A 14,184-nucleotide genomic window follows, 5' to 3' on the forward strand; every position below is an offset into this window, starting at 1 on the left:
GTAATTCCGGTGGCACGTGAGAATCATCATCCAGTATCAATGGTTCGCCGCTACCTGCCAGGTTATCAAACTCACCTTTCGCTTGCGCTTCTGCTATATGGCGCTCTGCCCACTGGTCAAGTAACCACATAAATACTCCAGGGGATGAACAAAAAGAGTACAGCTATTGTAGATAAGTGGGGATACTACGGGTATAAAAAAACCCGCCGGGGCGGGTTTTTTTACGTTGCTTCAGATTACTCTGCAGCAGCTTCTGCTTTCTCTGAACGATCAACCAGCTCGATGTAAGCCATCGGCGCGTTGTCGCCTGCACGGAAGCCACACTTCAGAATACGAGTGTAACCACCGGCACGGCTCGCGAAACGCGGGCCCAGTTCGTTAAACAGTTTTGCCACGATCTCGTTATCACGAGTACGGGCGAATGCCAGACGACGATTAGCAACGCTATCAGTCTTGGCAAGAGTAATCAGCGGCTCAACTACGCGGCGCAGCTCTTTCGCTTTAGGCAGAGTCGTCTTGATGATTTCATGACGAACCAGTGAACCTGCCATATTGCGGAACATAGCCTGGCGATGGCTGCTGTTGCGGTTCAGTTGACGACCACTCTTACGATGGCGCATGACCTTATCCTTCTCAGTAAAACCTTAACCTGTGATCCGGTTACTCGTCAGCGATGCTTGCCGGTGGCCAGTTTTCCAGGCGCATGCCCAGAGACAGTCCACGGGAAGCCAGCACGTCTTTAATCTCAGTAAGAGATTTTTTACCAAGGTTAGGCGTTTTAAGGAGCTCAACCTCGGTACGCTGTACCAGATCACCGATATAGTGGATAGCTTCTGCTTTAAGGCAGTTAGCAGAGCGGACAGTCAATTCCAGATCGTCAACAGGGCGCAGCAGGATCGGATCGAACTCTGGTTTCTCTTCTTTCACTTCAGGCTGACGTACATCACGTAAGTCAACGAAAGCTTCCAGTTGTTCAGCCAGAATGGTTGCCGCACGACGAATCGCCTCTTCAGGATCGATTGTGCCGTTGGTTTCCATTTCGATGACCAGCTTGTCCAGGTCGGTACGCTGTTCTACACGCGCTGCTTCAACATTGTAGGCAATACGCTCCACAGGGCTGTAGCATGCGTCGACCAGTAGACGGCCGATTGGGCGCTCATCTTCTTCCGAATGAATTCGGGTAGAAGCCGGCACATAACCACGACCGCGCTGAACTTTGATACGCATGCTAATAGACGCGTTCTCATCGGTCAGGTGGCAGATCACGTGCTGCGGCTTGACGATTTCGACATCACCGTCGTGGGTGATATCGGCTGCAGTCACAGGGCCAATGCCAGATTTATTCAAGGTAAGAATAACTTCATCTTTGCCCTGAACTCTCACCGCCAGCCCTTTCAGGTTGAGCAGGATTTCCAGGATATCTTCCTGAACGCCTTCTTTGGTGCTGTACTCATGTAGTACACCATCAATCTCAACCTCGGTCACCGCGCAACCCGGCATCGATGAGAGCAGAATACGGCGCAGTGCGTTACCCAGAGTATGGCCAAAGCCACGCTCTAAAGGCTCAAGGGTCACCTTGGCGTGCGTCGAACTCACTTGCTCGATATCAACCAGGCGCGGTTTTAGAAACTCTGTCACAGAACCCTGCATTGTGTCCTCTCTTTGGTACTAAGCTTTACTTGGAGTAAAGCTCGACGATCAGGTGTTCGTTAATGTCCGCAGACAGATCAGAACGCTCCGGCTTACGCTTAAACGTACCTTCCATCTTGCCAGCATCAACTTCCAGCCAGGTTGGCTTTTCACGCTGCTCAGCCAGCTCCAGAGCGGCTTTCACGCGAGACTGCTTCTTCGCTTTCTCACGAATGCTTACAACGTCATTCGGACTAACCTGATAAGAAGCGATGTTAACAACACGACCGTTTACCATAATTGCTTTATGGCTAACCAGCTGACGTGCTTCTGCACGAGTGGCACCGAAGCCCATACGGTATACAACGTTGTCCAGACGACCTTCCAGCAGAACCAACAGGTTTTCACCGGTGTTGCCTTTCAGACGTGCTGCTTCTTTGTAGTAGTTACGGAACTGACGCTCCAGCACACCATAGATACGGCGAACTTTTTGCTTTTCACGCAACTGCACACCATAGTCAGACAGACGCGGTTTACGCGCACCGTGCTGGCCAGGAGCTTGTTCAATTTTACACTTGGTATCGATCGCGCGAACGCCAGACTTAAGGAATAAGTCGGTGCCCTCACGACGGCTCAGCTTGAGCTTAGGACCCAAATATCTTGCCATTTTCTTTCTCCAACAAACCTGGAAAACGAGGCGTTATACGCGACGTTTTTTCGGCGGACGACAACCGTTATGAGGGATCGGAGTCACATCAGTAATGTTAGTGATGCGGAAACCTGCGGCGTTCAGAGCACGAATAGTAGATTCGCGGCCTGGACCCGGACCTTTAACCATAACTTCCAGATTCTTGATGCCGTATTCTTTCACGGCGTCAGCGCAACGCTCTGCTGCAACCTGAGCTGCAAACGGAGTGGATTTGCGAGAACCACGGAAACCGGAACCACCGGCTGTTGCCCAACCCAACGCGTTACCCTGACGATCAGTGATAGTCACGATGGTGTTGTTGAAAGAAGCATGGATATGAGCCACGCCGTCAGAGACTTGTTTTCTTACACGTTTACGTGCACGAATTGGTGCCTTTGCCATTATTCAATCACCCCGATTATTTCTTGATCGGTTTGCGCGGACCCTTACGGGTACGTGCGTTAGTCTTGGTACGCTGACCGCGAACCGGGAGACCACGACGATGACGCAAACCGCGATAGCAACCAAGATCCATCAGGCGCTTGATGCTCATGCTGATTTCACGGCGCAGATCACCTTCAACGACAAATTTGGCAACTTCGTCACGCAGCGTGTCGATTTGTCCTTCAGACAGCTCACTGATCTTAACATCTTCAGCGATACCCGCTGCAGCCAGGATGGCTTTAGAACGGGTCTTGCCGACGCCATAAATCGAAGTTAATGCGATTACGGCATGCTTATGATCAGGAATGTTAATGCCTGCTATACGGGCCACTATGCACTCCTACTATTTAATATGTACGTTCCATGCTGAAAAGCCCGTTTTCAGGATACTCAAATGGAAACGCACAGACATACAAAAGATTGGCTGGCTAATCTAGCCAGCTCAACCCAACTTTGCAAGAAAAATATGCGAAAAAATCAGCCTTGGCGCTGTTTATGCTTCGGCTCGGCACTGCAAATCACACGGATGACACCATCACGCTTAACGATTTTGCAGTTACGGCATAATTTCTTGACGGAAGCACGAACTTTCATTTTTACTCTCCGTAACTTCTCGGGCGACCAATTATCGGCCGTAGCCTTTCAGGTTCGCCTTCTTCAATGCAGACTCATACTGACTGGACATCATCAGAGTTTGCACTTGAGCCATAAAGTCCATAATCACGACAACAACGATAAGCAGTGAAGTCCCACCGAAGTAGAACGGTACTTTCATTGCATCACGCATGAACTCCGGGATCAGGCAGATAAAGGTAATATACAGCGCACCAACCAAGGTCAGGCGGGTCATTACTTTATCGATATACTTCGCCGTTTGCTCTCCCGGACGAATTCCTGGTACAAATGCACCGGACTTCTTCAGGTTATCTGCTGTTTCACGCGGGTTGAAAACCAACGCCGTGTAGAAGAAACAGAAGAAGATGATTGCAGACGCATAGAGTAACACATAAAGCGGTTGCCCAGGCTGCAAATACAGCGAAATTGTTGTCAGCCAGTTCCAACCAGTACCGCCCCCGAACCATGACGCGATGGTCGCCGGGAACAGAATAATACTGGAAGCGAAGATTGCCGGGATTACCCCCGCCATATTCACTTTCAGCGGTAAATGTGTGCTCTGTGCAGCATAGACACGACGACCTTGCTGACGTTTCGCGTAGTTTACCACAATGCGGCGTTGACCACGCTCAACAAACACAACAAAGAACGTCACTGCAAATACTAATACTGCAACCAACAGCAACACGAGGAAGTGCAGGTCGCCTTGACGCGCTTGCTCGATAGTATGGGCAATGGCTGGCGGGAGTCCCGCGACAATACCGGCGAAGATAATGATTGAAATACCGTTGCCGATACCTCGTTCAGTGATCTGTTCGCCCAACCACATCAGGAACATCGTTCCTGTGACCAGACTTACAACAGCGGTGAAGTAGAATGCAAAGCCCGGGTTAATCACCAGGCCTTGCATACCAGGCATATTCGGCAGACCGGTAGCAATACCGATCGACTGGAATATTGCCAGCACCAGAGTACCGTAACGGGTGTACTGGCTGATCTTACGACGACCAGACTCCCCTTCTTTCTTAATTTCTGCCAACGTTGGGTGAACCACCGTCAGCAGCTGGATAATGATCGACGCCGAAATATACGGCATGATCCCCAGAGCAAAGATAGAAGCACGGCTGAGAGCACCACCAGAGAACATGTTAAACATCTCAATGATGGTGCCTCGCTGTTGCTCAAGCAGTTTGGCAAGTACAGCGGCATCAATACCAGGGATCGGAATAAAAGAGCCAATACGGAACACAATCAGCGCACCGATAACAAACAGCAGTCTGCGTTTCAGCTCGCCTAAGCCACCTTTGGCACTTTGAAAATCTAATCCCGGTTGTTTAGCCATCTGCTACTTATTCCTCGATTTTACCGCCAGCAGCTTCGATAGCAGCACGAGCGCCTTTAGTAACACGCAGGCCACGAACAGTTACCGGAGTCGTTACTTCGCCAGCCAGGATCACTTTCGCGAACTCGATCTGGATACCGATAATGTTAGCCGCTTTCAGCGTGTTCAGGTCTACAACACCGCCTTCTACTTTAGCCAGGTCAGATAGACGAACTTCGGCTGTAATCGCTGCTTTACGAGAAGTGAAGCCGAATTTCGGCAGACGACGGTACAGAGGCATCTGACCACCCTCGAAACCGCGACGTACGCCACCGCCAGAACGAGACTTCTGACCTTTGTGACCACGACCACCGGTTTTACCGAGGCCAGAACCGATACCACGACCCAGGCGTTTACCCGCCTTTTTGGAGCCTTCGGCCGGAGACAGAGTATTTAAACGCATCTCTTACTCCTCAACTTTAACCATGAAGGAAACCGCGTTGATCATACCGCGAATAGCAGGAGTATCCTCGCGCTCTACGGTGTGACCAATACGACGCAGACCCAGGCCAAGCAGCGTTGCCTTGTGTTTCGGCAGACGACCGATTGCACTGCGGGTTTGAGTAATTTTAATAGTCTTTGCCATGGTTTATTTCCCCAGAATTTCTTCAACGGATTTACCACGCTTGGCAGCGACCATTTCTGGAGAATTCATATTTTCCAAGCCATCAATAGTTGCACGAACCACGTTGATCGGGTTGGTGGAACCATATGCTTTAGCCAGAACGTTATGAACCCCAGCGACTTCCAGAACGGCGCGCATTGCACCACCGGCGATGATACCGGTACCTTCGGAAGCCGGCTGCATGAATACGCGAGAACCCGTGTGAACACCTTTAACAGGGTGTTGTAGAGTGCCGTTATTCAGCGCGACGTTAATCATATTGCGACGGGCTTTTTCCATCGCTTTCTGGATCGCTGCTGGAACTTCACGCGCTTTACCGTAACCAAAACCAACGCGACCGTTACCATCGCCAACTACAGTCAGAGCTGTGAAGGAGAAAATACGACCACCTTTAACGGTTTTAGATACGCGGTTTACCGCGATCAGCTTTTCCTGCAGTTCGCCAGCTTGTTTTTCGATGTGAGCCATCTTACACCTCTACCTTAGAACTGAAGGCCAGCTTCACGGGCAGCATCTGCCAGTGCCTGGACACGACCATGATATTGGAACCCGGAACGGTCAAAGGATACATCTTTGATGCCTTTTTCCAGAGCGCGTTCAGCGACAGCTTTACCCACAGCTGCAGCCGCGTCTTTGTTACCGGTGTACTTCAGTTGTTCAGCGATAGCTTTTTCTACAGTAGAAGCAGCTACCAGAACTTCAGAACCGTTCGGTGCAATTACCTGTGCGTAAATGTGACGCGGGGTACGATGTACCACCAGGCGAGTTGCGCCCAGCTCCTGGAGCTTGCGGCGTGCGCGGGTCGCACGACGGATACGAGCAGATTTCTTATCCATAGTGTTACCTTACTTCTTCTTAGCCTCTTTGGTACGCACGACTTCGTCGGCGTAACGAACACCCTTGCCTTTGTAAGGCTCAGGACGACGGTAGGCGCGCAGATCCGCTGCAACCTGGCCGATCACCTGCTTATCAGCGCCTTTCAGCACGATTTCAGTCTGAGTCGGACATTCAGCAGTGATACCCGCAGGCAGCTGATGGTCAACAGGATGAGAGAAACCCAGAGACAGGTTAATCACATTGCCTTTAACCGCTGCACGGTAACCTACACCAACCAGCTGCAGCTTCTTAGTGAAGCCTTCGGTAACACCGATAACCATTGAGTTCAGCAGGGCACGCGCGGTACCAGCCTGTGCCCAACCGTCTGCGTAACCATCACGCGGACCGAAGGTCAGGGTATTATCTGCATGTTTAACTTCAACAGCATCGTTGAGAGTACGAGTCAGCTCGCCGTTTTTACCTTTGATCGTAATAACCTGACCGTTGATTTTTACGTCAACGCCGGCAGGAACAACGACCGGTGCTTTAGCAACACGAGACATTTTTTCCTCCGATTAGGCTACGTAGCAGATAATTTCGCCACCAAGACCAGCCTGGCGCGCTGCACGATCAGTCATAACACCTTTAGAGGTAGAAACAACTGCGATACCCAGACCCGCCATAACTTTCGGCAGCTCATCTTTACGTTTATAGATGCGCAGACCTGGGCGGCTGACACGCTGAATGCTTTCTACAACAGCTTTGCCCTGGAAATACTTCAGAGTAAGTTCCAGTTCAGGCTTGGTGTCGCCTTCAACTTTAAAATCTTCAATAAAACCTTCTTCCTTCAGCACGTTGGCGATTGCCACTTTCAGCTTGGAGGAAGGCATGGTGACCGCAGCTTTGTTCGCGGCCTGACCGTTACGGATACGGGTCAGCATATCCGCGATCGGATCTTGCATGCTCATCTGTCTTTACTCCCGTGATTCAATTGGTGACAATTACCAGCTAGCCTTTTTCAGACCCGGGATTTCACCGCGCATAGCGGCTTCACGGACCTTAATACGGCTCAACCCGAACTTCCGCAGGAAACCATGCGGACGACCTGTTTGACGGCAGCGGTTACGCTGACGAGACGGGCTGGAATCACGCGGCAGAGTCTGCAGCTTGAGAACAGCGTTCCAACGATCTTCGTCGGAAGCGTTCACATCAGAGATGATCGCTTTCAGTTCAGCGCGTTTCGCGAAGTATTTATCAGCTAAAGCTACGCGTTTTACTTCGCGTGCTTTCATTGATTGCTTAGCCATTTAGTAACCCTACCTTACTTGCGGAACGGGAAGTCAAAGGCAGCCAGCAGAGCGCGGCCTTCTTCGTCAGATTTCGCAGTAGTGGTAATGGTAATATCCAAACCACGAACGCGGTCGACTTTATCGTAGTCGATTTCTGGGAAGATGATCTGCTCACGGACACCCATGCTGTAGTTACCACGACCGTCGAAAGACTTAGCGGACAGGCCACGGAAGTCACGGATACGAGGTACAGCAATAGTGATCAGGCGCTCAAAGAACTCCCACATGCGTTCGCCACGCAGAGTTACTTTACAGCCGATCGGATAGCCCTGACGGATTTTGAAGCCTGCAACAGATTTGCGTGCTTTGGTGATCAGCGGTTTTTGACCGGAGATTGCTGCCAGGTCTGCTGCTGCGTTATCCAGCAGTTTTTTGTCAGCGATCGCTTCACCAACACCCATGTTCAGGGTGATCTTCTCGACCCGAGGGACTTGCATGACAGAATTGTAGTTAAACTCAGTCATGAGTTTTTTAACTACTTCGTCTTTGTAGTAATCATGCAGTTTCGCCATCGTACTACTCCAAATTACTTGATAGTTTCGCTGTTAGACTTGAAGAAACGGACTTTTTTGCCGTCTTCGAATCTAAAGCCTACACGGTCAGCCTTGCCGGTTGCCGCATTGAAGATTGCTACGTTGGAAACCTGAATAGCGGCTTCTTTTTCAACGATGCCACCCGGTTGGTTCAGGGCCGGAACCGGCTTCTGATGTTTCTTAACCAGGTTGATACCTTCAACAATGACCTTGCCGGAAGACAGGACATTCTTAACTTTACCGCGTTTACCTTTATCTTTACCGGTTAACACGATAACTTCGTCATCACGACGGATTTTCGCTGCCATGATTCGCTCCTTAGAGTACTTCTGGTGCCAGAGAGATAATTTTCATGAACTTCTCACTACGAAGCTCACGAGTTACCGGCCCAAAAATACGCGTACCGATAGGCTGCTCGCTGTTGTTGTTCAGAAGAACACAAGCATTACCATCGAAGCGAATGACAGAACCGTCCGGGCGACGAACACCCTTCTTGGTGCGCACCACTACCGCCTTCAGCACATCACCTTTTTTGACCTTACCACGCGGAATTGCTTCTTTGATGGTGATCTTGATGATGTCGCCTACGCCTGCGTAGCGACGGTGCGAGCCACCCAGAACCTTGATACACATTACGCGACGTGCACCGGAGTTGTCGGCGACGTTCAGCATAGTCTGTTCTTGGATCATTTTAGTGCTCCGCTAATGTCAACTACTACTGAGACCCGAAAATCAGGTCGTTAAAAATCCCCATATCGAGGGCGCGGCATTATAACACCGCTTCAAGGATATGGGTAGAAAAAATAAACGGCTCATTTCTGAGCCGTTTATTCGTATCGAGAGAGTGTACTGTATTACAGAACCGCTTTCTCTACAACGCGAACCAGCGTCCAGGATTTAGTCTTGGACAGCGGACGGCATTCGCGGATTTCAACCACGTCACCGATACCGCATTCGTTGTTCTCGTCATGTACGTGCAGTTTGGTCGTACGCTTGATGAATTTACCGTAGATCGGGTGTTTCACAAAACGTTCGATAGCAACAACAATGGATTTCTCCATTTTGTCGCTAACAACGCGACCTTGCAGAGTACGGATTTTATCGGTCATTACGCACCCGCCTTCTCGTTCAGTAAAGTCTTAACGCGTGCGACATCGCGACGCACTTGCTTCAACAGGTGAGACTGTTGCAGCTGGCCACTTGCAGCCTGCATACGCAGGTTGAACTGCTCACGCAGCAGGTTCAGCAGCTCGGTGTTCAGCTCTTCAATGCTCTTCTCACGCAGCTCTTTTGCTTTCATTACATCACCGTCTTAGTTACAAAGGTGGTTTTAATCGGCAGTTTCGCTGCTGCCAGCTTGAATGCTTCACGGGCCAGCTCTTCCGGAACACCGTCCATTTCATACAGGACTTTACCCGGCTGAATCAAGGCAACCCAATACTCCACGTTACCTTTACCTTTACCCATACGCACTGCCAGCGGCTTTTCAGTGATCGGTTTGTCCGGGAACACACGGATCCAGATCTTACCTTGACGCTTAACTGCACGGGTCATAGCACGACGTGCTGCTTCGATCTGACGGGCAGTCAGACGACCACGGCCAACAGCTTTCAGACCGAAGCTGCCGAAGCTAACATCCGTACCCTGCGCCAGACCGCGGTTACGGCCTTTGTGCATTTTACGGAATTTTGTACGCTTTGGTTGTAACATCAGCGACGCTCCTTATTTACGGCCTTTACGCTGCTGCTTTTTAGGCTGAGCAGCCGGTTTTTCCGGTTGTTCAACAGCAGCCATACCACCCAGGATCTCGCCTTTGAAGATCCACACTTTAACGCCGATTACACCGTAAGTGGTGTGCGCTTCAGAGGTGTTGTAGTCGATGTCAGCACGCAGAGTGTGCAGCGGTACGCGACCTTCGCGGTACCATTCGGTACGTGCGATTTCCGCGCCGCCCAGACGGCCGCTAACTTCAACTTTAATACCTTTAGCGCCCAGACGCATTGCGTTCTGTACAGCACGCTTCATAGCACGACGGAACATAACGCGACGTTCCAGCTGAGAAGTGATGCTGTCAGCAACCAGTTTTGCGTCCAGTTCAGGCTTACGAACTTCGGCGATGTTGATCTGTGCAGGAACGCCAGCGATGTCCGCTACGACCTTACGCAGTTTTTCTACGTCTTCACCTTTTTTACCGATAACGATACCCGGGCGAGCAGTGTGAATGGTTACACGGATGCTCTTAGCCGGACGCTCGATAACGATACGAGATACGGACGCTTTAGCCAGTTCCTTAGTCAGGTACTGACGTACTTTAAAATCGCTGTCCAGGTTGTCAGCGAATTCTTTGGTGTTCGCAAACCAGGTAGAGTTCCATGGTTTTACAATACCCAGGCGAATACCATTAGGATGTACTTTCTGACCCATTGCTAGTCTCCAGAGTCTCAGCGATCGGACACAACCACAGTGATGTGGCTGGTGCGCTTCAGGATGCGATCTGCACGACCTTTTGCACGCGGCATAATGCGCTTCATGCTCGGGCCTTCGTCTACGAAAATTTTCGTAACTTTCAGATCGTCAATATCAGCGCCATCGTTGTGTTCAGCGTTAGCAATGGCAGATTCCAGAACTTTCTTGACCTGTACAGCCGCTTTCTTGTTGGTGTAGGTCAAAATATCCAGAGCCTGCGACACTTTCTTACCGCGAATCAGGTCAGCAACAAGGCGAACCTTCTGAGCAGAAGAACGAGCATGGCGATGTTTAGCAATAGTTTCCATCTCTTCCTCCTACCTTATTTCTTCTTCGCTTTTTTATCAGCAGCGTGGCCGCGATAAGTACGAGTCGGTGCGAATTCACCCAGTTTGTGACCGACCATTTCGTCGGTTACAAATACCGGAACGTGCTGACGACCATTATGGACAGCGATGGTCAAACCGATCATGTTAGGAAAGATCGTTGAACGACGGGACCAAGTGCGCAGGGGCTTCTTGTCTCCGCTTTCCACCGCTTTCTCTACCTTCTTCAGCAAGTGCAGGTCAATAAAAGGACCTTTCTTGAGAGAACGTGGCATGGCTTATCCTCTAAAATTATTTGCTACGGCGACGTACGATGAATTTATCAGTACGCTTGTTGCTGCGGGTCTTCTTACCTTTGGTCTGAACGCCCCACGGAGTTACCGGGTGCTTACCAAAGTTACGACCTTCACCACCACCATGTGGGTGGTCTACCGGGTTCATCGCGGTACCGCGAACGGTCGGACGAACACCACGCCAGCGTGCGGCACCTGCTTTACCCAGAACGCGCAGCATATGCTCAGCATTGCCAACTTCGCCCAGAGTTGCACGGCAGTCTGCTTCTACTTTACGCATTTCACCAGAACGCAGACGCAGGGTGACATAAGCACCATCACGAGCAACGATCTGAACGTAAGTACCAGCGGAACGTGCCAGCTGACCGCCTTTACCTGGTTTCATTTCTACGTTATGAACAGTAGAACCAACCGGGATGTTGCGCATCGGCAGGGTGTTACCTGGTTTGATTGCAGCATCAACGCCAGACTGAATCTGGTCGCCAGCTTTCAGGCCTTTAGGGGCCAGGATGTAACGGCGTTCACCGTCTTTGTACAGAACCAGCGCGATGTTCGCGGAACGGTTCGGATCGTACTCAAGACGTTCAACAACTGCCGGGATACCGTCTTTGTTGCGTTTGAAGTCAACAATACGGTAAGCCTGCTTGTGGCCACCACCGATATGACGAGTGGTGATACGGCCATTGTTGTTACGACCACCGGATTTGCTGTTTTTTTCCAGCAACGGAGCAAAAGGTTTGCCCTTGTGCAGCTCAGGGTTAACCACTTTAACTACGTGGCGACGACCCGGAGATGTCGGTTTACATTTAACAACTGCCATTGTATTACTCCTCCGACTTACTCAGCGCCGCCAACGAAGTCCAGATTCTGGCCTTCTTTCAGGGTGACGTAAGCTTTTTTCCAGTCGCTACGACGACCGATACGCTGTCCGTGACGTTTAACTTTCCCTTTAACTACCAGGGTGTTAACGACTTCGACTTCGACTTCAAACAGTTTCTGCACAGCAGCTTTGATTTCTGCTTTGGTCGCGTCTTTAGCAACTTTGAGTACGATGGTGTTGGATTTTTCCATCGCAGTAGACGCTTTTTCAGAAACGTGCGGTGCACGCAGCACCTTCAGCAGACGTTCTTCACGAATCATGCCAGCATCTCCTCAACTTGCTTAACAGCATCAGCAGTCATTACGACTTTGTCGAAGGCGATCAGGCTAACCGGGTCGATACCAGTTGCATCGCGTACGTCAACCTTGTGCAGGTTGCGCGCAGCCAGGAACAGGTTTTCGTCCAGCTCACCGGTGATGATCAGCACATCTTCCAGAGCCATGTCTTTCAGTTTCTGTGCCAGCAGCTTAGTTTTCGGCGCTTCTACAGAGAACTTCTCGACAACGATCAGACGATCCTGACGTACCAGTTCGGACAGGATGCTTTTCAGCGCGCCGCGGTACATCTTCTTGTTAACTTTTTGACTGTGGTCCTGCGGACGAGCAGCAAAGGTCACGCCACCAGAACGCCAGATCGGGCTCTTGATAGAACCAGAACGCGCACGGCCGGTGCCTTTCTGGCGCCACGGTTTTTTACCGGAACCAGTTACTTCAGCACGAGTCTTCTGAGCACGAGTACCCTGACGAGCACCAGCTGCATAAGCAACAACAACCTGGTGAACCAGCGCTTCGTTGAAATCACGACCGAAGGTAGTTTCGGAAACAGTCAGCGCGCTCTGCGCGTCTTTCAATACTAATTCCATTGCTATCTCCTTACGCCTTCACAGCTGGTTTAACGATCAGGTCGCTACCGGTTGCACCCGGGACAGCACCTTTAACCAGCAGCAGGTTGCGCTCAGCGTCAACGCGTACTACGTCAAGGCTCTGAACGGTTACACGTTCGTTACCCATCTGACCTGCCATTTTCTTGCCTTTGAACACTTTGCCCGGAGTCTGGTTCTGACCGATAGAACCCGGAACGCGGTGAGACAAGGAGTTACCGTGAGTAGCGTCCTGGGTACGGAAGTTCCAGCGCTTAACGGTACCTGCGAAACCTTTACCTTTAGAGGTGCCAGTTACGTCAACTTTTTTAACGTCAGCAAACAGTTCAACGCTAATGCTCTGACCTACAGTGAACTCTTCGCCTTCAGCCAGGCGGAATTCCCACAGACCACGGCCAGCTTCTACGCCAGCTTTAGCGAAGTGGCCAGCTTCAGGCTTGGTCACACGGTTAGCTTTTTTAGCACCGGTGGTCACCTGAATAGCACGGTAGCCATCGTTAGCCAGGTCTTTAACCTGAGTAACGCGGTTTGCTTCAACTTCGATTACGGTTACTGGGATAGAAACGCCGTCTTCTGTGAAGATACGGGTCATACCCACTTTTTTACCGACTAAACCAATCATTGTTTCAACCTCTCAATCGCTCAATGACCTGATTAACCCAGGCTGATCTGCACGTCTACACCGGCAGCCAGATCCAGACGCATCAGAGCATCAACGGTTTTCTCGGTTGGCTCAACGATGTCAACCAGACGCAAGTGAGTACGGATTTCGTACTGATCGCGCGCGTCTTTGTTGACGTGCGGGGAGATCAGAACAGTGAAGCGCTCTTTGCGTGTCGGCAGCGGGATCGGACCACGGACCTGCGCACCAGTGCGCTTGGCAGTCTCGACGATTTCCGCGGTTGCTTGATCGATCAGACGATGATCAAACGCTTTCAGGCGGATACGGATTCTTTGGTTCTGCATGAGACCAGAGCTCCAATTATTTTATGAACGAAAATGATTACTCCTCAGACCCATTACGATTGATGGGAGAGTGTAACCGTTCTTACGTAGCTCCCCGATTGGGAGCATTGTTAGGTAGCCAAATTCGGCTAACTGAGGTTCAGATTGAACCTGCTGTCAACTACGACAAGCCCGCGCATTATACGCAAATCTGAGCCTGACGCAAGCATCGGGTAGAAATTAATCGCAACGCGCAGATTGCGAGCTGCATTCCACGAAATTTGTAAGGTTGTGAAGATAGCGTTTTTCACCGG

The 14,184-nt window shown here is 50.7% G+C and carries 29 protein-coding genes; all 29 read right to left on the reverse strand.

Going from position 1 to position 14,184, the window contains the following annotated elements; genetic code table 11:
- A partial coding sequence (locus tag ACUU1M_RS14575) for a DnaJ family domain-containing protein (RefSeq protein ID WP_449144683.1) occupies positions 1 to 130 on the reverse strand: 130 nt, incomplete at its 3' end.
- Between the two features lie 106 nt (positions 131 to 236).
- Positions 237 to 620 carry a 50S ribosomal protein L17 gene (gene rplQ, locus ACUU1M_RS14580; RefSeq protein WP_001216368.1) on the reverse strand — a complete coding sequence of 128 codons (384 nt, stop codon included), beginning with the start codon at positions 618 to 620 and terminating at the stop codon, positions 237 to 239.
- A 40-nt stretch (positions 621 to 660) separates the two neighbouring features.
- Positions 661 to 1,650 (reverse strand): DNA-directed RNA polymerase subunit alpha, encoded by a 990-nt coding sequence (locus ACUU1M_RS14585; RefSeq protein ID WP_001162094.1) that lies wholly within the window; start codon positions 1,648 to 1,650, stop codon positions 661 to 663.
- Between the two features lie 25 nt (positions 1,651 to 1,675).
- Positions 1,676 to 2,296, reverse strand: coding sequence for a 30S ribosomal protein S4 (gene rpsD / locus ACUU1M_RS14590; RefSeq protein WP_000135228.1), 621 nt, complete (start codon positions 2,294 to 2,296; stop codon positions 1,676 to 1,678).
- 33 nt (positions 2,297 to 2,329) lie between these two features.
- Positions 2,330 to 2,719, reverse strand: a complete 390-nt coding sequence (gene rpsK / locus ACUU1M_RS14595) for a 30S ribosomal protein S11 (RefSeq protein ID WP_001029684.1) — start codon at positions 2,717 to 2,719, stop codon at positions 2,330 to 2,332.
- Between the two features lie 16 nt (positions 2,720 to 2,735).
- Entirely contained in the window at positions 2,736 to 3,092 is a 357-nt protein-coding gene (rpsM, locus tag ACUU1M_RS14600) for a 30S ribosomal protein S13 (protein ID WP_000090775.1), read from the reverse strand.
- A 146-nt stretch (positions 3,093 to 3,238) separates the two neighbouring features.
- Positions 3,239 to 3,355, reverse strand: a complete 117-nt coding sequence (gene rpmJ / locus ACUU1M_RS14605; RefSeq protein WP_000868187.1) for a 50S ribosomal protein L36 — start codon at positions 3,353 to 3,355, stop codon at positions 3,239 to 3,241.
- 31 nt (positions 3,356 to 3,386) lie between these two features.
- A complete protein-coding gene (gene secY / locus ACUU1M_RS14610; RefSeq protein WP_001118861.1) occupies positions 3,387 to 4,718 on the reverse strand; it encodes a preprotein translocase subunit SecY in 1,332 nt (443 codons plus the stop codon).
- 7 nt (positions 4,719 to 4,725) lie between these two features.
- Positions 4,726 to 5,160, reverse strand: a complete 435-nt coding sequence (gene rplO, locus ACUU1M_RS14615) for a 50S ribosomal protein L15 (protein WP_001238917.1) — start codon at positions 5,158 to 5,160, stop codon at positions 4,726 to 4,728.
- A gap of 3 nt (positions 5,161 to 5,163) precedes the next feature.
- Positions 5,164 to 5,343 (reverse strand): 50S ribosomal protein L30, encoded by a 180-nt coding sequence (gene rpmD / locus ACUU1M_RS14620; RefSeq protein ID WP_001140433.1) that lies wholly within the window; start codon positions 5,341 to 5,343, stop codon positions 5,164 to 5,166.
- 3 nt (positions 5,344 to 5,346) lie between these two features.
- Positions 5,347 to 5,850 (reverse strand): 30S ribosomal protein S5, encoded by a 504-nt coding sequence (gene rpsE / locus ACUU1M_RS14625; protein ID WP_000940121.1) that lies wholly within the window; start codon positions 5,848 to 5,850, stop codon positions 5,347 to 5,349.
- Positions 5,851 to 5,864: 14 nt separating this feature from the next.
- On the reverse strand, positions 5,865 to 6,218 hold the full coding sequence (gene rplR, locus ACUU1M_RS14630) for a 50S ribosomal protein L18 (RefSeq protein ID WP_000358960.1): 354 nt from the start codon (positions 6,216 to 6,218) through the stop codon (positions 5,865 to 5,867).
- Positions 6,219 to 6,227: 9 nt separating this feature from the next.
- Complete coding sequence (gene rplF / locus ACUU1M_RS14635; RefSeq protein ID WP_000091945.1) at positions 6,228 to 6,761, reverse strand: 50S ribosomal protein L6; 534 nt, start codon at positions 6,759 to 6,761, stop codon at positions 6,228 to 6,230.
- 12 nt (positions 6,762 to 6,773) lie between these two features.
- Positions 6,774 to 7,166: a 30S ribosomal protein S8 gene (gene rpsH / locus ACUU1M_RS14640; protein WP_000062611.1), complete on the reverse strand. Its 393-nt coding sequence runs from the start codon at positions 7,164 to 7,166 to the stop codon at positions 6,774 to 6,776.
- Between the two features lie 33 nt (positions 7,167 to 7,199).
- Positions 7,200 to 7,505 carry a 30S ribosomal protein S14 gene (gene rpsN, locus ACUU1M_RS14645; RefSeq protein WP_001118930.1) on the reverse strand — a complete coding sequence of 102 codons (306 nt, stop codon included), beginning with the start codon at positions 7,503 to 7,505 and terminating at the stop codon, positions 7,200 to 7,202.
- Positions 7,506 to 7,519: 14 nt separating this feature from the next.
- Complete coding sequence (rplE, locus tag ACUU1M_RS14650) at positions 7,520 to 8,059, reverse strand: 50S ribosomal protein L5 (RefSeq protein WP_001096200.1); 540 nt, start codon at positions 8,057 to 8,059, stop codon at positions 7,520 to 7,522.
- A gap of 14 nt (positions 8,060 to 8,073) precedes the next feature.
- On the reverse strand, positions 8,074 to 8,388 hold the full coding sequence (gene rplX / locus ACUU1M_RS14655) for a 50S ribosomal protein L24 (protein ID WP_000729185.1): 315 nt from the start codon (positions 8,386 to 8,388) through the stop codon (positions 8,074 to 8,076).
- A 10-nt stretch (positions 8,389 to 8,398) separates the two neighbouring features.
- A complete protein-coding gene (rplN, locus tag ACUU1M_RS14660; RefSeq protein ID WP_000613955.1) occupies positions 8,399 to 8,770 on the reverse strand; it encodes a 50S ribosomal protein L14 in 372 nt (123 codons plus the stop codon).
- 164 nt (positions 8,771 to 8,934) lie between these two features.
- Positions 8,935 to 9,189: a 30S ribosomal protein S17 gene (gene rpsQ / locus ACUU1M_RS14665; protein WP_000130100.1), complete on the reverse strand. Its 255-nt coding sequence runs from the start codon at positions 9,187 to 9,189 to the stop codon at positions 8,935 to 8,937.
- Positions 9,189 to 9,380 (reverse strand): 50S ribosomal protein L29, encoded by a 192-nt coding sequence (rpmC, locus tag ACUU1M_RS14670; protein WP_000644739.1) that lies wholly within the window; start codon positions 9,378 to 9,380, stop codon positions 9,189 to 9,191. The genes rpsQ and rpmC overlap by 1 nt, the downstream gene beginning before the upstream one ends.
- Complete coding sequence (gene rplP, locus ACUU1M_RS14675) at positions 9,380 to 9,790, reverse strand: 50S ribosomal protein L16 (protein WP_000941212.1); 411 nt, start codon at positions 9,788 to 9,790, stop codon at positions 9,380 to 9,382. The genes rpmC and rplP overlap by 1 nt, the downstream gene beginning before the upstream one ends.
- A 12-nt stretch (positions 9,791 to 9,802) precedes the next feature.
- Positions 9,803 to 10,504: a 30S ribosomal protein S3 gene (gene rpsC, locus ACUU1M_RS14680; protein WP_000529945.1), complete on the reverse strand. Its 702-nt coding sequence runs from the start codon at positions 10,502 to 10,504 to the stop codon at positions 9,803 to 9,805.
- Between the two features lie 17 nt (positions 10,505 to 10,521).
- The gene (gene rplV / locus ACUU1M_RS14685; protein WP_000447531.1) at positions 10,522 to 10,854 is read right to left on the reverse strand and encodes a 50S ribosomal protein L22; all 333 of its coding nucleotides are present in this window, start codon (positions 10,852 to 10,854) and stop codon (positions 10,522 to 10,524) included.
- Positions 10,855 to 10,868: 14 nt separating this feature from the next.
- Positions 10,869 to 11,147, reverse strand: coding sequence for a 30S ribosomal protein S19 (rpsS, locus tag ACUU1M_RS14690; protein WP_001138117.1), 279 nt, complete (start codon positions 11,145 to 11,147; stop codon positions 10,869 to 10,871).
- Between the two features lie 16 nt (positions 11,148 to 11,163).
- Positions 11,164 to 11,985 carry a 50S ribosomal protein L2 gene (gene rplB, locus ACUU1M_RS14695; RefSeq protein WP_000301864.1) on the reverse strand — a complete coding sequence of 274 codons (822 nt, stop codon included), beginning with the start codon at positions 11,983 to 11,985 and terminating at the stop codon, positions 11,164 to 11,166.
- Between the two features lie 17 nt (positions 11,986 to 12,002).
- A complete protein-coding gene (gene rplW, locus ACUU1M_RS14700) occupies positions 12,003 to 12,305 on the reverse strand; it encodes a 50S ribosomal protein L23 (RefSeq protein WP_000617544.1) in 303 nt (100 codons plus the stop codon).
- Positions 12,302 to 12,907 carry a 50S ribosomal protein L4 gene (gene rplD / locus ACUU1M_RS14705; protein ID WP_000424395.1) on the reverse strand — a complete coding sequence of 202 codons (606 nt, stop codon included), beginning with the start codon at positions 12,905 to 12,907 and terminating at the stop codon, positions 12,302 to 12,304. Before rplD ends, rplW begins: the two co-directional genes overlap by 4 nt.
- Before the next feature lie 10 nt (positions 12,908 to 12,917).
- Complete coding sequence (rplC, locus tag ACUU1M_RS14710; protein WP_000579833.1) at positions 12,918 to 13,547, reverse strand: 50S ribosomal protein L3; 630 nt, start codon at positions 13,545 to 13,547, stop codon at positions 12,918 to 12,920.
- Positions 13,548 to 13,579: 32 nt separating this feature from the next.
- Positions 13,580 to 13,891, reverse strand: coding sequence for a 30S ribosomal protein S10 (gene rpsJ / locus ACUU1M_RS14715; RefSeq protein WP_001181004.1), 312 nt, complete (start codon positions 13,889 to 13,891; stop codon positions 13,580 to 13,582).
- Between the last annotated feature and the right edge of the window lie 293 nt (positions 13,892 to 14,184).

It is taken from the genome of Shigella sp. SIG6 (assembly GCF_053555815.1).